The organism is Microbacter margulisiae (assembly GCF_014192515.1).
Classification (GTDB): domain Bacteria; phylum Bacteroidota; class Bacteroidia; order Bacteroidales; family Paludibacteraceae; genus Microbacter; species Microbacter margulisiae.
In genome coordinates, this window is sequence record NZ_JACHYB010000001.1 from 1,468,693 (window position 1) to 1,492,764 (window position 24,072).

The 24,072-nt window shown below is 38.2% G+C and carries 18 protein-coding genes; 10 read left to right on the plus strand and 8 right to left on the minus strand.

Translation table 11 applies throughout. The annotated features are described in order from the left end of the window. Window positions 1-79 precede the first annotated feature (79 nt). Window positions 80-940, plus strand: a complete 861-nt coding sequence (locus FHX64_RS05885; RefSeq protein WP_183412867.1) for a sigma-70 family RNA polymerase sigma factor — start codon at window positions 80-82, stop codon at window positions 938-940. 53 nt (window positions 941-993) lie between these two features. On the opposite strand, the gene zupT is transcribed toward FHX64_RS05885, so the two are convergent. After that, window positions 994-1,803 (minus strand): zinc transporter ZupT, encoded by an 810-nt coding sequence (gene zupT, locus FHX64_RS05890; protein ID WP_183412868.1) that lies wholly within the window; start codon window positions 1,801-1,803, stop codon window positions 994-996. Between the two features lie 167 nt (window positions 1,804-1,970). On the opposite strand from zupT, the gene FHX64_RS05895 reads away from it, so the two are divergent. From FHX64_RS05895 to FHX64_RS05925, 7 genes are all read left to right on the plus strand, one after another. Continuing rightward, the gene (locus FHX64_RS05895) at window positions 1,971-3,086 is read left to right on the plus strand and encodes a GNAT family N-acetyltransferase (RefSeq protein ID WP_183412869.1); all 1,116 of its coding nucleotides are present in this window, start codon (window positions 1,971-1,973) and stop codon (window positions 3,084-3,086) included. 204 nt (window positions 3,087-3,290) lie between these two features. After that, window positions 3,291-4,178 (plus strand): phosphatase PAP2 family protein, encoded by an 888-nt coding sequence (locus FHX64_RS14390; protein ID WP_183412870.1) that lies wholly within the window; start codon window positions 3,291-3,293, stop codon window positions 4,176-4,178. Window positions 4,179-4,196: 18 nt separating this feature from the next. After that, the gene (locus FHX64_RS05905; RefSeq protein ID WP_183412871.1) at window positions 4,197-4,748 is read left to right on the plus strand and encodes an RNA polymerase sigma factor; all 552 of its coding nucleotides are present in this window, start codon (window positions 4,197-4,199) and stop codon (window positions 4,746-4,748) included. A 51-nt stretch (window positions 4,749-4,799) separates the two neighbouring features. Then, window positions 4,800-5,144, plus strand: coding sequence for a hypothetical protein (locus FHX64_RS05910; protein WP_183412872.1), 345 nt, complete (start codon window positions 4,800-4,802; stop codon window positions 5,142-5,144). A gap of 43 nt (window positions 5,145-5,187) precedes the next feature. Beyond that, a complete protein-coding gene (locus FHX64_RS05915) occupies window positions 5,188-5,649 on the plus strand; it encodes a hypothetical protein (protein WP_183412873.1) in 462 nt (153 codons plus the stop codon). A gap of 242 nt (window positions 5,650-5,891) precedes the next feature. Further along, a complete protein-coding gene (gene dnaK / locus FHX64_RS05920; RefSeq protein WP_183412874.1) occupies window positions 5,892-7,808 on the plus strand; it encodes a molecular chaperone DnaK in 1,917 nt (638 codons plus the stop codon). A 259-nt stretch (window positions 7,809-8,067) separates the two neighbouring features. Next, complete coding sequence (locus FHX64_RS05925) at window positions 8,068-10,437, plus strand: TIM-barrel domain-containing protein (protein WP_183412875.1); 2,370 nt, start codon at window positions 8,068-8,070, stop codon at window positions 10,435-10,437. Window positions 10,438-10,461: 24 nt separating this feature from the next. Here the strand turns inward: FHX64_RS05925 and FHX64_RS05930 are convergent, their stop codons facing one another. Then, on the minus strand, window positions 10,462-12,363 hold the full coding sequence (locus FHX64_RS05930; RefSeq protein WP_183412876.1) for a DUF3857 domain-containing protein: 1,902 nt from the start codon (window positions 12,361-12,363) through the stop codon (window positions 10,462-10,464). A 9-nt stretch (window positions 12,364-12,372) separates the two neighbouring features. Then, a complete protein-coding gene (locus tag FHX64_RS05935) occupies window positions 12,373-14,433 on the minus strand; it encodes a DUF3857 domain-containing protein (RefSeq protein ID WP_183412877.1) in 2,061 nt (686 codons plus the stop codon). Between the two features lie 352 nt (window positions 14,434-14,785). Between FHX64_RS05935 and FHX64_RS05940 the strand changes: the two genes are divergently transcribed. After that, on the plus strand, window positions 14,786-15,016 hold the full coding sequence (locus FHX64_RS05940; protein ID WP_183412878.1) for a DUF5652 family protein: 231 nt from the start codon (window positions 14,786-14,788) through the stop codon (window positions 15,014-15,016). Between the two features lie 75 nt (window positions 15,017-15,091). After that, a complete protein-coding gene (locus FHX64_RS05945) occupies window positions 15,092-15,733 on the plus strand; it encodes a protein-L-isoaspartate(D-aspartate) O-methyltransferase (RefSeq protein ID WP_183412879.1) in 642 nt (213 codons plus the stop codon). Window positions 15,734-15,744: 11 nt separating this feature from the next. Here FHX64_RS05945 and FHX64_RS05950 read toward each other — a convergent pair whose 3' ends face one another. The 5 genes from FHX64_RS05950 to FHX64_RS05970 all read right to left on the minus strand — a co-directional run bounded on the left by FHX64_RS05950 (window position 15,745) and on the right by FHX64_RS05970 (window position 24,032). Beyond that, a complete protein-coding gene (locus tag FHX64_RS05950) occupies window positions 15,745-17,106 on the minus strand; it encodes a M28 family metallopeptidase (RefSeq protein ID WP_183412880.1) in 1,362 nt (453 codons plus the stop codon). 157 nt (window positions 17,107-17,263) lie between these two features. Continuing rightward, entirely contained in the window at window positions 17,264-18,610 is a 1,347-nt protein-coding gene (locus tag FHX64_RS05955) for an alpha-amylase family glycosyl hydrolase (RefSeq protein WP_246392319.1), read from the minus strand. A 174-nt stretch (window positions 18,611-18,784) separates the two neighbouring features. Then, window positions 18,785-20,113: an MFS transporter gene (locus tag FHX64_RS05960; RefSeq protein ID WP_221202151.1), complete on the minus strand. Its 1,329-nt coding sequence runs from the start codon at window positions 20,111-20,113 to the stop codon at window positions 18,785-18,787. Window positions 20,114-20,269: 156 nt separating this feature from the next. Then, complete coding sequence (locus FHX64_RS05965; RefSeq protein ID WP_183412882.1) at window positions 20,270-22,927, minus strand: 4-alpha-glucanotransferase; 2,658 nt, start codon at window positions 22,925-22,927, stop codon at window positions 20,270-20,272. A 91-nt stretch (window positions 22,928-23,018) separates the two neighbouring features. Continuing rightward, complete coding sequence (locus tag FHX64_RS05970; protein ID WP_183412883.1) at window positions 23,019-24,032, minus strand: LacI family DNA-binding transcriptional regulator; 1,014 nt, start codon at window positions 24,030-24,032, stop codon at window positions 23,019-23,021. Window positions 24,033-24,072: the final 40 nt, after the last annotated feature.

Here is a 24,072-nt window from a genome sequence, read left to right on the forward strand (position 1 = left end):
AACAACTTTTAGCAAGATAGAGTTGGAAAAGGCTTGAAAAATAGTTACCTTTGCATGCTTATTTTTGTCATTATAACACATGAGACAACTAAAAATCACCAAATCAATAACCAATCGCGAAAGTGCTTCTCTCGACAAATATTTGCAAGAAATTGGCCGGGAAGAATTGATCACTGTTGAAGAAGAAGTTGATTTAGCACAGCGCATTCGCCGAGGCGATCGTCGTGCATTGGAGAAACTTACACGCGCGAATTTGCGTTTCGTTGTTTCTGTTGCAAAGCAATATCAAAATCAAGGACTTAGCCTACCCGATTTGATTAACGAAGGAAATCTTGGATTAATTAAAGCAGCAGAAAAATTTGACGAAACGCGAGGATTCAAATTCATTTCTTACGCCGTGTGGTGGATTCGCCAATCTATTCTTCAGGCATTGGCTGAACAATCAAGAATTGTACGCTTACCATTAAATCAGGTAGGCTCGTTGAACAAAATCAATAAAGCCTTTTCAAAGTTTGAGCAAGAAAACGAACGACGCCCTTCTGCTGAGGAATTAGCCGACAAACTGGATATTCCTGTAGAAAAAATTGCCGAGACATTAAAAGTATCGGGTCGTCATATTTCAGTAGATGCTCCATTTGTTGAAGGCGAAGACAACAGTTTATTAGACGTTCTTGTGAACGAAGATGCGCCCCATGCCGACCGTGGCTTAATCAATGAATCATTATCATTGGAAATTGATCGGGCACTATCAACATTAAGCGAACGTGAAGGTGAAATCATAAAAATGTTCTTTGGCATTGGTCGTCCAGAAATGACGCTTGAAGAAATTGGCGACGAATTTGGACTAACACGAGAACGCGTTCGTCAGATTAAAGAGAAAGCTATTCGCCGGTTACGGTCTAACTCACGCAATAAACTATTGAAAAGCTTTTTAGGCTAATTTTGGTCGATAAATTTTTTGTAACGGATTCATCTAACAATGAATCCGTTTTTTTATCCCAAAAGATAAATTGTTACACCCATGGTAATCATTCCAGAAATCAAACCTATTCTGGTCAGAGTATGTTTACCATAACACTCAGCGGACGGGAGCAACTCAATCAGCGCAATATACACCATTGTTCCTGAAACAGCTCCCAGCACAATAGCCTGCAAAAGTGGCGTCCAGGAAGGCAGCAAAAATAGCCATGCCAAAATAGCACCAAAAGGAGATGCCATTCCTGTAAGAATAGCTACAAGAAATGCGATCTGTTTCTTGCCGGTAGCTTGATAGATGGGAGCGGAGATAGAAACACCAATAGGTATATTATGCAATACAATTGCAAATAAAATAGGTATCGCTACATTAATGTGAGATATACCTACAGTAAAGATAGCAATACCTTCGGGCACATTATGCAAAGATACCGCTATAGCTACCATCATACCCAATCGCTTCAAATGTGCTAATGATGCTGGATCATTTTTACTATGAACGTGGGTGTTGGATTCTGATGGCGTATGATCATGATGGGGTGCAATCCAATCCAGTAATAACATAAGGCCTATACCGGCAAAAAAGGCAATCAATATCCATAAAAAAGAATTGCCTGTATGTATATATTGCTGAAACAACGATTGACTTTCCGGGAAAATATCAATAAACGAGACAAACAATAAAACGCCAGCAGCCAATCCCAAAGAAAACGAAAGAAACGAACGATTGGTGCGATGTGTAAAAAAAGTCAACCAGCTTCCTATTCCTGTCGATAAACCTGCAATTAGCGTCAAGCTAAATGCTATAATAATGGATGAAGATATCATTATAAGTATACGTATGGTTCTCACACAAAGATATACTTTTTATTTTGAAAAACTTCTTTCTTCCATTTATAACGAATTACTTTGCATGTTGTAAATAATCACTATATTTGTTGGCTAAATTTCTTCAAATTACATTTTGTTGTTTACTAAACAGATAACCTCACAGCATGGTAAGTATTCGCGAAGCAACCACAAAAAAAGAGCTGAAAAAATTTATTTTATTTCCCTTTGAACTTTACAAAGATGACAAGAATTGGGTACCACCGCTTATTTCAGACGAGTGGAAAACTTTTGACAAAAAGAAAAATCCGTCATTTTCACATTGTGAAGCTGCTTATTTTTTAGCTTACCAAAATAACAAAATTGTTGGTCGTGTAGCAGCCATCATAAATCACAAAGCAAATAAAACGTGGAATGATTATCGCACCCGATTTGGTTGGATTGCTTTCATCGATGATGAAGACGTTTCGAAAGCTTTATTAGATGCTGTTGAAGCATGGGGAACAACCAAAGGAATGCAAGGATTGCACGGCCCCTTGGGATTTACTGATTTTGACTCAGAAGGAATGCTGGTAGAAGGCTTTGAACATCAGCCCACAATTACAACAGCTTACAACTATCCTTACTTCCCAAGACATTTGGAAAAGCAAGGATTTGTAAAAAAAATAGATTGGGTACAATATAAATTTAATGCTTCGCAATCTGTGCCAGAAAAAGTATTGAAAATTAATACATTAATTTCAGAAAAATATCACGTAAGAACATTAGTCATGTCATCCCGGAAAGAAATATTGAAATATGTCGATAGTTTTTTCCGAACACTCAATACATCATTCAGCAAACTCTACGGATTTTCAGAACTATCGCCACAACAGGTGAAATATTATGTACAACATTATTTTGGATTTGCACGACCCGAATTGATTTGCTTTGTTGTAGACGAACATGATGAAGTAATTGGTTTTGGAATTAGCTTCCCTTCATTGTCGAAAGCATTTCAAAAAGCTAAAGGACGACTGTTTCCATTCGGTTTTATCCATATAATTAGAGCTTTACGGAAATACGATACGATTGATTTATATTTAACGGGAGTTCATCCCGACTGGCATCGCAGAGGAATTCATGCTTTATATCATGTAGCATTAAACGAAGTAAGCATTCAACGAAATATTAACACAGCCTTTTCTGCAGGTCAATTAGAAACCAACCATGATGCACTTGGCATTTGGGATAATTATGAAAAAGAGCCTTGGTTTAGAACTCGCTGTTTTATCAGAGACTAGAATTTAGCTTATAAGAAAGTAGATGACACACATCATTACAAATGCATATTGTCATGATTAAAAGGACTCTCATCTGCTTTTCGTATAAAAAACACCAGAGTTCTCTAAATACAATAATATTTCCTGATAAGCACCTCTTTGTCAACCGGGGAAGATTAGTAAAGAATGATTTTTCATTCATCAACAAAAACAAAATAGTTTCAAATGCGAGTTTTTTTTAAGCTTTATCCCATAGAGGTCATAACATTCCTCTGGATAATCGTCACAAGCTTATACATTAATATCTTTCCCCACTCTTTAAATTTCACAACTGAACATCATCTTATAAGAGATCGACTGTTGATAGTTGCCAGCTTTGCTGTTTTATACATCCTACATAAGCAAACGAAATGGCAATTGTTTCATTATATCAGGCAAATATGGCCATTCTTTTTAATCCTGTATTGGTATCCTGAAACATTCTACTACAATCAGGAATTTTTTAAAAATGTCGACTCCGCCCTAATTGCTGCTGACCAATGGATTTGTGGATTTCAACCCAGCACAATGTTTTCTCTTTGGATTTCAGCTTCATGGTTTAATGAGTTAATGAATTTTGCCTATATTTCGTTTTATATAGCGCTTACCTTCATCCTTGTTTATTTTTCGATTGTCAATAGAGAAAAAGCATATTTCTCCGCATTCATCTTGCTAAATGTATTTTTGTTGTACTATGCTTTTTATATAATTTTGCCTGCAGAAGGCCCACAGTTTTATGTTTGTCACAGTCCGGTCTACGCAATCCCAATCACAGGACCTATGAGACGTTTTTTGCTATTTATCCAGTCTCTGGGTGAAATTCCGGGAGGAGCCTTCCCAAGTTCCCATGTTGGAGCAATGACAAGCTACATGATTTTATTATGGTTTCATGATCGGAAAATTTTCTGGTACTTTTTACCATTCTCTATTTTATTGGCCTTATCAACTGTCTATATTAAAGCTCATTATATGATTGACGCTATTACCGGAGCAATTTTAGCATTCCCGTTCTATTTTTATAGCGTATGGGCTTGGAACAAATTGAATCACTGGTTGCATTTAGCACGCTCTTGAATTAACACAACCCTTTAGATGGATCAAAAACAAGAAGAAAAGTTGATGGATGATTTAAAGAACCCTTCGCAAAGAAGCAGGGCGTTCGGACAATTGGTGCAAAATTACCAGCAACCTATCTATTGGCACATCCGCAAAATGGTACTTTCTCACGACGACGCCAATGATATTCTTCAAAATACATTTATGAAAGCGTGGTCAGCCCTTGACTCATTTCGCGGAGATTCTAAACTTTCCACTTGGTTATTCCGCATAGCAGTGAATGAATCGTTGACATTTCTATCCAATCAACGCGAAAAATATAATGTGTCGATCGAAGATATGCAAGAAACGCTGTCGCAAGGACTGCAAGCCGATCCGTACTTTTCGGGGGATGAAATACAACTACAATTTCAACAAGCGATTTTATCTCTTCCAGAAAAACAACGATTAGTCTTCAACATGAAATATTTCGACAATTTAAAATATGAAGATATGGAAGAAATATTAGGCACATCTGTAGGTGCACTCAAAGCGTCTTATCATCATGCAGTCAAAAAAATTGAACAATATTTGTTGAGTCATGTTTAAACCTTTAATCACCCACTTTGTCCAATAATCGAAAAGCTAAACCTACAAATCATGGATATCAATAACTATTTTGACAAGAGCAACCCATTTGCCGTTCCTGAAAATTATTTTCAGGATTTTCAGGCTAAAATGGAGCAAATGACGCGACCGGTCATAATTCCATGGTACAGACACGTCCGTTCATGGGCTGCAATTGCAGCGGCTGTAGCGGGAATTCTGATTGGTTCTCATTTTATGTTTTCACCGATCCTGTCCACTCGAACAACTACTACAGCACCTTTAACCGAAGAAGAAAATTATGTTTTAAGCCAGGTAGATGAACCGGCACTGGTAGATTATTTGGCCAGTATGGAACAATCGGAACCCACGAACAATCAGCCACAATCAACAAAATAATTCTTATCATATAATCACTAAACCAACAACTTAAAACATCACAATGAGACGAATATTACTTTTTACCGGAATGTTGCTGATGATAAGCTTGTTTCAGGCTCAAGGACATCCAGATAACCGTCATCAACAGCGGGTGAATGAAATTCGACAAAAAAAGACAGCATTCATTCAACAGCGGGTGAATTTGACACCTGCTGAAGCGAAAGAGTTCTGGCCCGTTTACTACGAGTATGAACAGAAACGGTGGGATTTGATGAAAGCTTCACGCGCTAACTTCAAACGAGATATGGGACTGAAAGGCGCAGCTGTAAACTATGCAGAAATGGCTGAAAACATGATCAATTTTGATCTTATGCGGGCACAACTGGCAAAAACATATTACGAACGTTTTAAAAAAATTCTACCTCCTCAGAAACTCTTTCAATACTATGTAGCTGATAAAGAATTCAAGGAATGGTTGCTCCAAGATATACAACGAGAAGCAGCTAAACATCAGCACCATTAGAACGTGTTACAGAATACTTAAAAATGTCTCCATAATTTGGAGGCATTTTTTTTGCCACAAACTGACTTTTTGTCATACATGTATATAAAAACAACTAAGCTATAAGAAATTTTCTGCCAAAAAAATCGTTTTATAGCGCGGTAACATGGATGGCACAAACTTTGTAAACTACTCAACGTTGTCATTCAGGAAAACAAAAACAAGAAAACAACTATACATATATAAATAAAAAGACAAAAGCTATGGGAAAAATTATTGGAATTGACTTAGGTACTACCAACTCTTGTGTTGCGGTAATGGAAGGAAACGAGCCTGTTGTAATCGCTAACAGCGAAGGCAAAAGAACAACTCCATCCATTGTAGCTTTCATAGATGGTGGTGAGCGTAAAGTTGGAGATCCTGCAAAACGTCAGGCAATCACAAACTCGAGAAACACCATTTTTTCGATTAAACGTTTTATGGGAGAAACTTATGATCAAGTAACAAAAGAAATCAATCGCGTTCCGTATCAAGTTGCTCGTGGAGAAAACAACACACCTCGGGTTGATATCGATGGACGTTTATATACGCCACAAGAAATTTCGGCAATGATCCTGCAAAAAATGAAAAAGACAGCCGAAGATTACCTGGGACAAGAAGTTACTGAGGCTGTAATCACAGTACCAGCCTATTTTAGCGATGCTCAACGTCAAGCTACAAAAGAAGCTGGTGAAATTGCAGGATTAAATGTTCGACGCATTGTAAATGAACCAACCGCCGCATCTTTGGCTTATGGCTTGGATAAAGTTCACAAAGACATGAAAATTGCGGTATTCGACCTTGGTGGCGGTACATTCGATATTTCCATACTTGAATTAGGAGACGGCGTTTTTGAAGTAAAATCAACCAACGGCGACACTCACCTTGGAGGTGATGATTTTGACCATGTAATCATTGACTGGCTCGCACAAGAGTTTTTAAATGAAGAGGGAATTGACCTGCGCAAGGACCCAATGGCTTTACAACGCCTGAAAGAAGCCGCAGAAAAGGCTAAAATTGAATTATCAAGCTCCACTTCAACTGAAATCAATTTACCATATATTATGCCCGTAAATGGCATTCCAAAGCATCTCGTAAAAACATTGACACGCGCCAAATTCGAACAACTTGCAGATTCATTGATACAGTCTACTATTGAACCTTGTCGTAAAGCGTTATCCGATGCTGGTCTAAAAGTATCCGAGATTGACGAAGTAATTCTGGTTGGTGGATCAACCCGTATTCCCGCAATTCAGTCTATTGTGGAAAAATTCTTCGGGAAAGCACCTTCAAAAGGGGTTAATCCTGACGAAGTTGTAGCTGTAGGAGCTGCTATTCAGGGAGCTGTTTTAGCAGGTGACGTTAAGGATATTCTATTGCTGGATGTAACTCCGCTTTCGCTTGGCATTGAAACTTATGGAGGCGTTATGACAAAATTAATCGAAGCAAACACAACTATTCCGACAAAGAAATCAGAAATTTTCAGTACAGCTGCTGATAATCAACCTTCTGTTGAAATTCGGGTATTACAGGGAGAACGTCCAATGGCTCGCGATAACAAGCAAATCGGCGTATTCCACCTTGATGGAATACCTGCAGCTCCACGCGGAGTTCCTCAAATCGAAGTGTCTTTTGATATTGATGCAAATGGCATTCTGAAAGTGTCTGCCAAAGATAAAGCCACAGGCAAGGAACAAAGTATCCGGATAGAAGCTTCAAGTGGCTTAACCGATGCAGAAATTAAGCGAATGAAAGATGAAGCTGCTGCCAATGCTGAGGCTGATCAACGAGAAAAAGATCGTATTGACAAGTTAAATCATGCTGATAGTCTGATTTTCAACACAGAGAAACAATTAAACGAATTAGGAGACAAATTTCCTGCTGACAAAAAAGCACCTATTGAGGCAGCTTTGAACAAGCTAAAAGAAGCACATAAAGCTCAAGATCTTACAGGTATTGATGCAGCCACCAAGGAATTGGAAAGTGTACTTCATGCCGCAAGCCAGGAAATGTACAATGCACAATCTGCCGGAGGAACGCAACAAGGTGCATATCAACAACAAGCATATGACAACCCAGCTTCAGAAAGTGGGAATGGCAAAGACAATGTAACTGACGTTGACTACGAAGAAGTAAAGTAGTCGCTTTGTTTTTATCTCTATATATGCAACCGCTATAGTGTAAATACATTGTAGCGGTTTTTTTATACATACCAAAAGCTCTGTCTTGAGAAGTCTGTTTCATCCTATAAAAACGATTCCGCTATTATTTCAGGATAATTATTGCACATACAATGAAAGTTCTAGCGTTAAATCTTATTTTTGTGTTCTTAGAAAGAGAATACCTCCAAAAAAAATCATTTAGAATCTCCATTCTCGAAAATATCAAAAATATAAGACTATGAAGAAATTAGCACTCATAACCAGTTGCCTTATATGGTTCGTTATTACGATCGTTGCCCAAAATCAAGCTCAATATGAACGATTTGTTACTTCATCAGGAGCATATACAGTCTCTCAATATAAAGACAGCATCTATAAAATAAACTTCCAACCAAATGGTTATAAGCATAATGAATCGATCAGTGATGCTGTAATTTTAAAACCGGAGACAATCAAAAAAAAATTACCGGTTGTTTTATATCACGACTCACTGGTTGTTAATCACCGTTTTGTTATTGCTTCTACTTTTCATAACGGGCACTATAGGGGGTTTAATATTGCCCTCAAAAAAGGCGAAAAGATTTTTGGAACAGGAGAACGTGCATTGCCATTAAACAGGCGAGGTTATCACTTAGATTTGTATAATATTCCGCATTATGGTTATGGTGTTGGAGAAAAAAATCTAAACTATGAAGTCCCATTCCTGACAACTTCATGCGGATATGGCCTCTTTTTTGACAACGTATCAAAAGCTTATCTTGATTTGGGGAAAAGCAACAGTAAAGTATTGCAATATGGAGCATATTCAGGAGCTTTAACTGTGTATGTTATTTTTGGAGATTATCAAACCATTCTTCATTCATATTACCAACTGACTGGCACTCAACCGATACCTCCGCGTTGGGCTTTTGGGAACTTAATGAGCAGGTTTGGGTATACAAGCCAAGCCCAAGTGGATCAGATTCTGAAAAAAATGACTCAGGATTCAATTCCCGTTGATGCAGTAATTTTCGATCTTTTCTGGTTTGGTGACCATATCAAGCATACACTTGGCAATCTGGAATGGGTGGACAAAAAAAATTGGCCGGATCCGAAAGCAATGATTTCTGGCTTTTCTAAACAAGGCATAAAGACTATTTTAGTCACCGAGCCTTACTTGGTCAAAAACAGCCTGCATTACAACGAAGCGAAACCCTATTTTGCGGTTGACAGTACAGGCAAAAAGCCCTATTTTCTTACTCAATTTTATTTTGGGAACGGAGGATTGCTTGACCTGTTCAGAAAAGATACTCAAAATTGGTTCTGGCAATTTTACCAACGTCAAATGAAAAATGGAGTTGAAGGCTGGTGGGGAGATCTGGGTGAACCGGAAACTCATCCGGCAAACATGTTTCATAATCTAAAAACCTTGGGGTTCAAACGACTCTTTAGTGCTGATGAAGTGCACAATTATTTTGGACATGTATGGACAAAAATGCTATTTGAAAAATATGCTCAATTTTATCCTGACAAACGGCTATTCAGCCTCAATAGAAGCGGTTATGCCGGTACTCAGCGTTATTGTATTTTTCCATGGACAGGCGATGTCGGTCGAAATTGGAGTGGTTTGCAAGCACAATTAATGGTTTTATTAGGGATGAGCATGAGTGGCATTCCCTATGTACATAGTGACGCCGGAGGATTCGCCGGAGGTGATGGCGATTACGAGTTATATGTTCGTTGGCTTCAATTTGCTGCTTTTACCCCTATTTTTCGTCCTCACGGAACGGCACTTTATAAAATGGATACTACAGCCTTTAGCTTTCCAAGTGAAGCTGCATTAATGCCAGAGCCATACAGATACTATGCCAAACAGGCAATTTATACGCGTTACCGATTATTACCTTATAATTATACACTAGGTTATCAACAAGCGAAGAATGGACAACCATTAATATCTCCCTTATATTATTGGTATCCAAATGATACCATAGCCAATCATATTCAGGACGAATATATGTGGGGAGATGAAATTCTTGTAGCTCCTGTCATTGAAAAGGGAGCAACCACGCGGACTTATTATCTGCCAGCCGGGAAGTGGTATTCGATACTAACTCATAAGATAATGATTGGCAATCAGTTTTACACCGAACAATGCCCACTCGCAGACATCCCCTATTTTTACAAAGAAGGTAGTTTTATTCCTGAAGATAAGACAATTGAACAGGCTGGGCGATATAACGGAGGTGATTTAATCATTCTATATGTTCCTTCAACCAAACATTCGTCTTACGATCTTTTTAATGATGACGGCATTTCCAAGAGCAGTCTTAAAGACAAACATTATGAATTAATTCATTTTGCATCCGACGGCTTTCATGCACATGGTGGAACGATCTCCATTGTTTCCAATCATGGGCAATACTATGGGAAACCTTTTAAACGCCATTTTGATTTGCAAATCCCAATGAATGAACGTTGTCCAAATACTATTCTTTTCAATGGAGAACGGATATCACTTGCATCAAATTCAAGGCATAAAGACCTACAGGTAAGTTATATCAATGGTATTCTGCATTGTATGTTTACATTTGACGGTAAGCCGGTTACTATAAAATTAGAAGAGTAGCAGGATAAGTATGTTGTATCAAGGTTATAATTTTCTCAACACAATTTGATCCTGATATGCCTGATTAACAGTATCCAAAAATGATTTAAAGTCATCTTTTCCCTTTGCAGGCAATTCTTCTGCCGGGATAGCGATAGTCTGAACAATCTTCAAGGTCTTATCATGAATCGAAATATGCGAGAAAAATTTTCCAAATGACTTTTGCAAGGAGATGTCAGCAGGAACTTTCTCAATGGTCAGGTCATTGGGAATTGTAATAATTAGTGTATCACTTTCCATATTTCCATTTTGAATAACGATAGGATATTTTCTGAACTTAGAAGAGAAAAACGGATATAAGTTTTTTCTGGGATTAACAGATACAAACATATGGGAACCTGACAATGTCGCATATGTATCTGACGATAGTGAGTATGTAAGTTCTAAAGATGGCAATGAATCATGATGATCAACTAATGCTATATTGCTGATTTTTAAGCTTGGGAGATGATAATCGGCTGCGATTATCTTAATTCGATCATCATTATTGGCAATTTTCTCAAAAGGCAACATTTCTTCATAATGAGATAACGTATACACACTGTGTATCTTTGCTTGTAATTCGCCAGAATTGGACAGATTAATATACATTGCAGTACGTACATATGAAGCAGAATCAGGATAAGAAGGCAAGTGATACAACCGTCCGCCTGCGGATGTCACCAGCAAAGCATCGTGCCCTGCTATTTCATGATGAATATAACCAAAAGGCACCACAGAGCTAGTACACTCCAACGGAATAGTATCTTTACCCAAAGGCACTATCAAAATTGCATGATTAGCTTGTCTCGGACTTGCAAAGGATGTAATCAGGTGTGCACGATCTGTATTTATAATTGTATAGAAAGAAGGAATTCCAATCACCTTTAACATAGCCATCATATAATTACTCAAACCTTTACAGTCTGAAAAACCAGTTTTATAAACAGTAGCAGCCGGCATAGGCTGATAGCTGCCAATCCCTAATTGAATGCTAACATAACGTGTAGAACTTTGCAAATAATGATATAGACGTTTTACTTTTTCTTTTTCTGACCTAGCCCCAGAAGTAATTTCCTGTATTTTTTGAACGGCATCAGGCGGTAGTTCATCTTGCTTGGCCGATAACATCCACAGCCATTGTCCCACATCTTGCCATGAAGCTAAAGAACCAGTCGATTTATCAAAGCTAAACATAACAGGTTTAAGTTGAAGCCGGGGAGCTAATGTATAAAACGAAGGCATAAGATCTTCTTCGTCAATAGCTGGCAATCCATTCAACATCCAGGTATAAATACTGTGATTTTTCTCCATAGTAGAATCAGCTGTCTGTGGCATATTTCTAGCAAAGGCCTGAAACTTAACATTCATAGGCATTGTCAGGTGATACACCGCTTGCTGAACTGATTGTTGAAAATCCTGCATAGGAGAAAATGAAGGGAAATCCATCATCCCATTAACCCAATCTTCTTCATATTCATACACAACAGTATATGGGTATACAGGCTGACTGCACTCATAGTAAGAAATACTTTCGTCTGTTGCTAATTCAGTGGAAATAGAAGAAGTACGCAGATCGGACATCTTTATTTTCTTAATTACTTTCCCGGTTTGATCTAAAATTTTTCCGGAGAATTTTTTCAATTTCCAGAATTTACCAACTCCATCGCTAAAATTTGCGGCATCACTGCCTTTATCATTTAAAATAGTAACAGCCCGTGTCACTTTCAATACTCCATTTTCAGAATTAATATATTCAAAATCATTTGATTCATAACGCACTACAGAATAAGCATTTTTACGTAATGAATCAGGAATTTGACTTACCGGATAAAAACATTCTTTTTGTGCTAACGTCACTACGAAAGAAAAAAATACAAGATATAAAATGGATATAAACCGTTTCATGTAAGAGAATTATAAGGTTATCTTTTTTAATACAATTTCCTGATTATCTTGAGCTGTTAGGTTTGCCCAAAAATCACGCAGGTAGCCATAATCAGTCACAGGATATATTGTTTCATTCAGTGACAGAACTACCATCATCCTAAGAAAATGATCATCTTTTTGAAGCATATAACGGTATGTAGCATCGTTTTGTTTAATAGATGATTTCTCTGATTTTGGCAACGCCTCAAGAGCATAGCCTTTAGGCACACTAATCACGACACTGGTAAGATCGGTAAACGGATAACTGAATTCTACCGGCAAATCACGTTTTTCTGCTTTAAATGGATTTGAGTTATCATTAAAAATAGTCAATGGATTTAGAAATACAACAGAATCAGACAAGGCAAAGGGTTTTGCAAATGTATATTTTTCAACAACAGGTTTATTTACACTATCTAACCCCTGAATCGAATAATTGGATATAGAAATACCAAATTTACTTTGGAGAGCATCAATTCTTTCTTCCTGATTCTTGTATGTTTCATAGTTTTCACGAAACACATATGCAGCTTGATTGTTCTTAGTGCTAGTTACATTGACGATCATTTTTCCATTTTCAAACTCAATTTTACATATATCATAGTTTGTACTTGGAGCAACATGAGACAAATCTACCCACGTCGATTGATTGCCTTCTGGACCTCTGATGGCAAGAGCCCGATCGACCAAATAATCTTCATCCAGAACGTTAATAGGAGCATTTTTACGAGAAGCATCCATATATAATGTATCTTGAGAAGTAATAACTCCAACCACAAAATAATTAAATCCATCAATTGATGGATTTGCTATCGGCAAATGACCCTCACTCCGCTTGCTCATTACCACAGGAAAAGCATTGTATCCAGCATCTTTCAACATATCCAATAATATAAAATTGATCTCAGCAGAATTTCCGACTCCATCTTTGATTGCTTTTTTCAATTTAGAGGTATATAAAGCTTCCTTCTTGTTCCATTTTACTTTTGCTTGTACCAAATGGTATAAGGCATCAATTTTATCACGATCTGTCAATTGAGATGAAGCGATTGCTTTGACTTCATCTTTAAAAAAGCCTGACTGCTTTAAATTATCTCCAAATTCGGGATCATCCAATAATGCTTTTTCTACTTCATTCCACGTTAGAGCAAAAGATTTATACAATTGGCCTGGTACCTGAACTCCAGAGATTTCAAAAGACACCCCGCTATAATAATCATTCATATTGGGGACATAGCTTTCCTTCTTCAAAGCAGGCAGATTCTCTGCTTTCATAAACAAGTGAGTACATGGAATACTAGCCATATCACCATTGAAAATAAAAGTTTGATTGACAGGCTCTTTTTTAGTAGTGAAAGGATAATATCCTTTTTCGTTAATATTAAAAATAAAATAATTAGGAACAGTTACATCATAAATACTTTCTAAAACAGGGATGGAGTTCTGAAACCGCCATGGACGGATTCTTCCTTCTAAATCAGAAACTATTGTATACTTATATTCAATCAGTGATCCCGCTTTTACATTAGGTAATGAAAACTTGAGACGAAAGTGTTTGCCTTCTTCATTATCCGTAAAAATATACTTTTTGTCCAATCTCGTTTTTTCAACCTTCCCATTGACAAAATTGTAAACATATCCGTCAATATCTTGCACACGTTCATGACTTCCAGAGCCATAATCAACATATGGAACTTCCACATTAGCGTATTTAACACCCTCTGGTTTCAAAATCTTTATTTTGGAATATATTTCATAATACACTTGGAATCCTTGATTGATTTGATAATATGCAGTCCCTTTTTCGTACAAAATGACAGCAGAAGCACTTGTATCAGCAGGAAATGTTGTCATTTTAATTTCACCATCACTAATCTTCCCAAATTTTTGCACATCATTACCAGCATAACTCGTTAAAGATAACAAAGTAATCGATAGGAACAAAAGCCATCTCAAATTAGGACGAAAGGCTGGAATAAAAATAAAATTAAAGCCTAGTTCGGTTTTATTGGCAGGAAATACATCAAAAGTAAAATTATTAGCTTTCATAATATCTAATTCATTAAGGGGAAAATAATATATAAATATCTGATTAACTTGAAGTTATTTTTTTATACCTATGGTTCATGGCTACAAGAGACATATATCGATTACAATTTAATGCAAATTTAGTATTTTATTTTTGAATAAAACAAGTTACATATAAATATTCTATTATAAAACACGCATCTCAAATAATATTTAATACTGAAGGGCTATAACATTATAAATAAGATATTTACACACTAATAATCACAAGAAAACGACAGATAGAACGGCAAAAAATAAAATAGCATCCAGTTTACAGATCCAATAAATTATGTAATTTTGAATTTTATATTCACCCCTAAATCACACAACTATGATTCATTTTCTAGAACCATTACGACATTATGTATGGTTTGGACCTACACTCATTAGCCTATTTATTTGGGAGTTATGCTGGAAGCTAATTACCTTTTGGAAAGCTGCCCGCCGTAATCATCTGGTTTGGTTCATTTGCATTGGCATCATTAACACGGTTGGTATTTTACCTATCATTTACCTCCTGATATATAGAAACACACCGGAAATGCACGAAACAAAAGAATAAATTAAGAAAATCCAGATCAGAAAACGAGATCACGCAGTTATCCAAACAGCTTCGTCATTTTAATACATTTTTCGTATGGATGCAGAAGAACAAGCGCGTAACAATATGGTGATCAAACAGATTGAAAACCGAGGAATTTCCAATCAGTCTGTGTTGCAAAGTATCAAAAAAGTACCGCGTCATCTGTTCGTTCCGCCCGCTTATCGTCATGCTGCCTATGGCGATCATCCCTTACCTACGTCGTGCGGACAAACTATCTCTCAGCCATATATCGTTGCGTTAATGACTGAGTTACTCGTTCCGCAAAAACATCACAAAGCACTTGAAATTGGAACAGGCACAGGATATCAAACAGCAATTCTGGCTGAATTAGTGCAAGAAGTTTATACGATAGAAATTTACTCCCAGTTACAAGAGACTGCAAAAAATACACTTACATCACTTGGTTATCAAAACATCCGGTTCATACTGGGGAATGGTTATGAGGGATACCTTGCAGCTGCTCCTTACGATCTGATTTTAGTTACAGCAGCACCTCCTTATCTTCCCGAAAACCTCGTCGAACAACTCGCCCTAGGAGGTACTATGGTAATTCCGTTTGGGAAAAACAGGCAAATGCTGTACGTCATCTCAAAGAATAAAGATGGAAGCATCCATAGGAAAGAAATTCTCCCTGTAGTTTTCGTAACAATGCAAGACAGAAAACCCTTAAACTAACGGGCCTCTCTCTATCTTACCACGACAGGAAAAACTGGGATACTACTATGTCCTAATGAATCAACAGATTGTACAGCAAAGAAGTAATTATCTTTTGAATAAGGAATCGTAGCACTAGCGGTTTTCACAAAAAGAGTCTTTTGCCATTGCGGGGCTGAAGTGTCTCGAATCAGTATTTGATAACCGAATGGCTTTCTCCCCTTAGGAACTTGCCATACCAAAGTGGATGAATTAGTTAAAGCTGTCACCTCAATACCCACATGTTCAGGAGCTGAAGGCGCCCATGCCAGGTTACACATTGTCGCAAGATTTGAACAGGTAATTTTTCGGGCATATTCATAATCCAGAAACTGAGGAAGATCCCCATATTCCACACCATTTTCAGTCCTTACATTCTGGTGTTGATGATCAAAATTTTCATCCATTTCACAAAAACGCACTGCAGTAAATCCATCCTGACTGAAAGGAATTTGATCGCCTCCTCTCAGAAAACGATCAATACGATATACCAAATCAACATTCAGATTGGGAACATACTCATCTGTAATAGTTTTAATATATCTTGCCAATTCTCTGGAAGGGCTATCATTATCACGACTGGTAGCTCTACGCATCCTAGCTTCTTCCGGAGTCTCAACATACGGGATCGTTTCACTAAAAACGCGAACTTTAGTATTTTCTCTTAGACTGGTTCCGCTCGACTGGCTGTTAGCGATCATATCATCATTCAACATGGCGATTACATGCCATCCTGCTGCCTTCGCACTATCGGCCAGATATGATGAGCCATACAATCCTTCCTCTTCACCGGAAACTGCTACAAAAATAATTTTACAAGGAAACGTATGCTTACTCATTATCCGAGCCAATTCCAATACAGCAGCCACTCCCGAACCATCATCATCCGCTCCCGGTGCATCACTCCTTGTATCCAGGATGTCAGTTGCCCGTGAATCCAAATGTCCACTGATGATAATAACACGATCATCATTGGGATCACTCCCTTTTAAGACTGCCATTACATTCGCCATTTTTGTATCTTTCAAGATGCGCTTACCATCAGCTTTCACCGGAAACCAATCAACCTCTGAGGTTAGTCGCCCTCCTGAAGCTTTAGCATAAGTATCAAACTGAGTTTTCACCCAACGTTGTGCCGCTCCGATACCCCTTGTTTCATTTTTAGTATCACTCAAAGCATGACGCGTACCAAAAGAAACTAATTTATTTACTGTAGCCTCTAAATTAGCTGCTTTTACTTCGGATACCATATGGGTAATTTCCGGATCAATATTTTCTTGCTGTGACAGAAGTGGCCTTGCCATTGTCAATCCGAATAAACAGAAACTGACTGAAATAAGGGTTGATATTTTCATAGCTAGTAGAATAATAAACTTTGAATACAAAGCAAAGATACAAAAGTTTAGTCATCAGGCATACAAAAAAAACCTTCCTCTTGCTTTTCACAAAGCGCAGAGGAAGGCACGCATTCATTAAAACTACACTCTCGCGGTTTTTGCCGCATATTTTTGGTTATTTGGTTTTACTTACTAAAATATCGTATTCCCATGGTGCCAAAGTTGACCCTTCTAACGACGAAGCATTAACATGTTGTTTATTCATCCAATTAATCCACTGTCCTGAAGGTTTTTGGTTGGTAAAATGGATTTGTTGTGGTTTTGCACTCAAATTCAATACAACCATCACGCTATCATTGGGTAACACCCGGGAGAAACTATATATTAATGAACTTTGGGTTGCATAGCGAATCATTTTACCACCTGTCGGCCCAGCATTCAAGGCTTCTTGTGTGTGTTTTAGTGCATTCAATGATTGATAAAAAGCAAATTCTGCCGGATTATTCCAGGAAGGAACGGTATCCTTATCAAAGAAAAGAAGACTCTTTTTCATTCCCACTTCCTGTCCTGTATAAATCAATGGCATACCAGGCAGCGTGTATGTAAGCACGGCAAACGTATTAGCGCCATCTCCCATTCGTTTATATTCAGATCCAGACCACGTATTTTCATCATGATTGGTAATAAAATTCATTTTTATGGCATTAGGGGAGTATGCCGAATCGGTATATTGTACTACCTGATCAAGATTAGTTGTAGTTGCTTTGCCTTGTGCTATATCATTCATAGTATGCAGTAAACGCCAGTTGTAATCCATATTGAAAGCCTTAACAGTGTAACTCGGATTATCACCTTCAGCAAGCATAAAGACAGGCTTCACTTTATCCAAAGCCGTACGTGCCTGAATCCAGAAATCAAGAGGGACGCCCGTAGCAACATCACATCTGAAACCGTCGATATCAAAGTTTTTAACCCAATACAACATAGCGTCAATCATAGCTGCACGCAGGTCTTTATTGTTATAGTTCAATTTAGCCACATCGGTCCACCCGTCAGGCACCAATGGACGACCAAGACTATCTTTCACATACCAGTCAGGATGCTCTGTAATCCACACATTATCGCGTCCCGTATGATTTGCAACCCAGTCAAGAATGACTTTAAGTCCCATTTGATGTGCTTCGGTAACCAATTTTTTAAAGTCTGCTGCTGTACCAAATTCCGGATTAACAGCCGTATAATTTTGAACAGCATAATAGCTACCCAAAGTACCTTTACGATCTTTTTTTGAAATCGGATTGATGGGCATAAACCACAGAATATTTACCCCCAATTTTTTTAGTTGCGGTAGATGTTCCGCAAAAGCATTGAAGGTTCCCGGCACAGTATATTGTCTGACATTAACTTCATATAATACCGCGTTTCGATCCCATACATCAGGATTTTGTGCGACAGGTTTTGTGGCGCAAGCCGCTATAAAAGCCGCAGCCACAACAAAAATAAAAAATTTCATTGCCTTCATACGAAAATAATTAAAGGTTATCATTGATTAGAAGAATATTTTTCTCATAAAACACTATCCAATAGTGCCAGTTTATTTATTATCAAGCACATTAAACATTGGATTTCATAATATTTTTCCCCATAAATATGTTAGAATCAACTTGACAAAGACCTCTGACTTGATAAATACTGCTCAATTATCATCTTTCACAAATACCACGGAAACAGCCCCAATTAAGAGACATATCCCTGCCATGAGAAGCGCATAAATTGCATCGTCATGGAAAAAATGTTTCACAATAGGGCCATTCGATATACTGCTAACGATTTGCGGAATTGTAATAAATAAATTAAAAATTCCCATGTAAACACCCATCTTTGCCGGAGGAACCGATCCTGCCAGAATAGCGTAAGGCATTGCAAGAATACTTGCCCATGCAATTCCAACACCGACCATTGACAAAATGAGCCAGTAAGGAGAGGTAATAAAATAAATTGAAATCAAACCTATACCTCCTAATAACAAAGAGATGGCATGTGTAATTTTTCGGTTTGTCAAAGCAGCAATGGATGGCAATGCCAAAGCAAAAAACATAGCGACTAAATTATATACGCCAAACAAAATTCCAACCCAATCGCCTGCCTTTTGGTATGCCGGAGAATTGGCATCAGCTGCACCATAAACATGCAATGCTACAGCAGGTGTTGTATAAACCCACATGGCAAATAAGGCAAACCACGAAAAAAACTGGACTATCCCCAATTGTTTCATCGTGAGAGGCATTTTGACTATATCCTTGAAAATATCACCAAACTTCGCCTTATGTTCGCTTTCCTCTGTAGCGTCTTCACTGACATGAAATGAGCGCTGAACTTCAGGAGGATACTCTTTTGTGCTGACAATAGTCCACACAATAGCACCCACCATCACTATGGCACCAGCATAAAACGACCAAATAACATTTACAGGGATCTGACCATCAGGGGTATTCTTTCCAAAACCTAACCACTCAGAAAGCACATAGGGTAACCATGATCCGACAACAGCGCCAATCCCAATAAGAAAAGTCTGAATAGAAAATCCTGTGGTTCGTTGTGAATCAGGTAAAACATCGGCAACTAAAGCACGGAAGGGTTCCATTGCCACATTGAAAGAAGCATTCATAATGGTTAGCATGCCAGCTCCAATCATCAATGGGGCCATGAGAGAAGACAAAGATCCTGCATTTGGCATAAATATCAAAGCAATAGCAGCTAGCACCCCTCCTGCCAAAAAATAAGGCTTTCTGCGTCCCATACGACACCAAGTCCGATCCGAATAATGGCCGATGATAGGTTGAATTATCATTCCTGTAAGCGGAGCAACAACCCAAAACCAGGAAAGGGATTGTATATCAGCACCAAATGTTTGTAAAATACGGCTTGCATTGGCATTTTGTAATGCAAACCCGAATTGGATACCTAAAAACCCAAAGTTCATATTGAGAATCTGGGCAGTAGAAAGTCTTGGCTTCGTCTTCATGGTAAACTTACTAAATTGATTTCTCCAAAATTACACATATTCTATCATAAATATTCTGTGTTTAAAAGCAGTAAAACGATATGTTTCAAGCTATGTCCGATTTACGACAGAACAACAACTCATTGATTAAACACCTTATTATTAACTAATTATTATCTATCGTCCAGTTTCAAAAATCATGGTCCTGATCTGATCATTCAATGTATCACTTTCCAGAAGTTGCTCCAAAGTCAGATGCATCCGATATCTCCAATAATGTCGGGGATTCGATGGCACATTAATTCTTTCCTCCTGAGGATGAACACGTCGCAACGTTCCATCCAATGAAAGCCAGTCTTGCAAAGGGAAAATTGCCAGCATGGAAGGCGCCCATAAATGATTTCTCAAAATTGCCTTGCATATCCATGGCTCTGCATAAAATGGAGCTTCTCCCCACTGACCCAGCACTTCATTATAGTAACGTTGACGCACGACGCCGTCCTCTTCCCACCATCCCCGCAATGTACTCATATCGTGTGTAGAAGTAGTACAAACAGATAAATAAGGATAATTTCGTGTATCTGCAAATGTTAATGTAGGATCTTTCGGCATCCGCTGAATTTCAAGACTCAACATTTGCAATTGGTGCATCACATAAGGAACACAGGCGGGTATCATCCCAAGATCCTCAGCGCAAACCAGCATATCGGTTGAAGCAATCAAATCCGGCAACTTTTGCAAAGCCTGTTCCGACCAGAAATAATTATGCCGTTGATAATAAAAATGGTCATAAATCCGGTTAAATGTATATTTATCACTATCCGATAAAGCCCTGAAACTATAGGTATATTGGGCGGTGATGCGGGGATGAAATTTATCCGGTTCCTTTTTATCGCGTACAAAAAGGACATCAGCTACCAAGGCATACAATCCGTCACGAATATTTACATCACCATTAGTCTCATTAAAGAAATATTCAATTTTTCGTTGTGTATCAAACTCCGGTTTTAGTTCAAAAACGCCATTCCCTTTATCATTCAAAAACTGCTGAATCACTTTCTCTGTACTATCACCAAACATTTCATGCAACTGGTATGAACGAATGTAGGGTTTCAAGTGATAATTTTCGTCCACCCAAAATCCGTTAGCCTGTAACTCTTCATGCGACATCGGCAACGCCGGACTAAAATGTCCCAACAGGCCCTGCACTGCATTCATTGGAATTTCCCAGATACGGAAAAACCCCAACAAATGATCAATACGATAAGCATCAAAATAATCAGCCATTTTTGTAAAACGACGTCTCCACCAACGGAAGCCATCAGCACGCATTCTTTCCCAATTGTACGTAGGAAATCCCCAATTCTGTCCTGTAAATGAAAAATCATCAGGTGGAGCTCCGGTTTGTGCATCCAAATTGAAAAGATGCGGATCGGTCCATGCATCAGCGCTATTCGGACTAATGCCAATAGCCAGGTCTCCTTTCAGGACAACTCCTTTGGTTCGTGCATAATGCGATGCTTCAGATAGTTGTTTATCTAAAAAATACTGTAGAAAATAATAAATGGCAATCGCATCATAATGCTTCCCGTGTAGATCGCATAATGTTTCTATTTTTTCTCTGTCATAAACAGCATATTCGCCCCATTGATGAAAATCAACCGTCTTGTATGTATCTCTTAAATAACAAAATGCAGCATAGGGAACCAACCACTCATTATTATCTTCAAAGAATTGTTTATAATCGTCTGTTTCAAAAACCTGCTTCCCCTTTTCTTTGTATGCTATGCTATAAAATTCCCATTTGGCAGCAGAAACAGCCTCATAATCCACTTCATACAAAGCATTTAGTTGTTTTTGTAAAGTTTCAAAACGTTTGTTTGCTTTATCGGTTTTGAAAGGAGCAAACACATTAACATCAAGATAAAGAGGATGTAGCGCAAAAATGGAATTTGCATTATAGGGATATGAATCTGTCCACGTATGTGTCATGGTCGTATCATTTACCGGCAATACCTGAACAACACGTTGACCAGTTTTGGCAGCCCAATCAACTATCTTTTTCAAATCCCCGAAATCGCCAATCCCAAAACTATGTTCAGTACGCAATGAAAAGACCGGGATTGCCACTCCTGCAGCTCGCCAGGAAGGACTATTTCCTCTAAAAACGCCATTGGTTACAATAATATGCTCTCCTTTTTTGGGCAATAGATCTATCTGCCTGTTGTCGCCGTTCTCCCATTGGAGTGCCTTCATCTGTTTAGCATCTACCACTACAAATTTATATTCAAAAGGAGATTTGCATTTTGACAAATCAAGCGTAATTTCCCATTCCGGGAAATGTGCAGAGCTTAACACACGTGATTTCTCAATATTCCAATTTCCCGTAACAGCCTGATTTCCGACTACTGCTAAGGCCTTTCCGGGAGTGATTTCAGGAGCAAAGACTTTCAACGTCAATGCAGACACATATGATTTAGATGATTCCTCCTTGGGTTGCTCATGTACAAAAAAAGCTTTGGTAAATGCTGAAGAAAAAAATGAACTATCATAAGGCATCCCCATCCATTGATCATGTAAATGGTAGATTACCGTTTTCTCATTAGCCGTAAATGTCCGGGGCCTCCCCCACTCATGAATAACCGACTTATTGTTGCTTCGTACACAATATGAATACGTAAAAACTTCCACGTTATCGGGAACATCAACCTCTGCCTCCCACCGGCCGTTATCAGCATATTGCATCTCTATTTCATGCAATTCAGGCAAAGAGCCACTCACACAAACCACTTGTCCCCAAACCGTGTGATAATCCACAGAAAAATAAAGCTTCATGTATATCTATTTTATTTTAACCTCTAATTTCATAAATTCAATTGTCACACTCTGAGCTTTCATTACTCACTAAACCAAATCCGTCTTAAACCTATCGCGTTGTTTCTCTGACTATCAATTTTGTGCGAATAATCCTGTTTTTTAGCATTGCATCTGCGCCTTTGTAGCGAATTCGCTCTAATAACAATTCCATAGCACTTACGCCAACATCAAAACCATTTTGTCCTACCGTAGTTAGTTGAGGGTCAGAGGCAATAGCGGCAAATCCGTCAGTAAAACCGCAAATAGAGACTTCATCAGGTATTTTAAAATGTAATTGTTTTGTAGCATGCAAAATTCCTAACGCCGTTTCATCATTAACCGCAAAAAAGGCATCAGGTTTGTTTTCCGATTGCAGCATTTCCGTAGCTACGGGAATAGCATCATCATAATTATCACAGATCTTAATTAAGTCATGATCTACAGGTAACCCATGTTTTCGCAAAGCATCCATATATCCACCACGTCGGTTTTTAGATATTTCGAGGTGCATCGGTGAACAGAAAAAAGCAATCTTTCGGCAACCCGTATTGATGAGATATTCAGTTGCAGTAAGAGCTCCGGCGTAATCATCTATTACCACGCGGTTTGTAGGAATATCGACACAAATACGATCGAAAAAAATCACCGGTATATCATTATCTACCAGTTCCTGAAAATGATCATAACGTGTCGTTTCTTTGGCTACCGAAGTTAAAACGCCACAAACTCTCGATGACAACAGTCGTTGAACACTGCGGACTTCTTTGTCATATTGTTCATGCGACCGGAACAGCAATACGCTAAATCCCTCCCGGTCAGCTACCTCCAAAATTCCTTCAACAACTGACGCAAAGAAATGATGGGTCACTTCAGGAACAATAACTCCAATAATCGTGCTCTCCCTCTTTTTAATACTAAGCGCAAGAAAATTAGGATTATAATGATGTAACTTAGCATAATCCTGAACCTTCTTTTTGGTAGCAGCACTTAAATCGGGGCTATCGTTCAACGCACGTGAAACAGTTGAAACAGAAACCTGAAGTTCCCGTGCGATATCTTTAATGGTAATTTGAGCTTTAGGCATTGGTTTTGGGCTAACATTTTAAACAACAAAGCTATAAGTA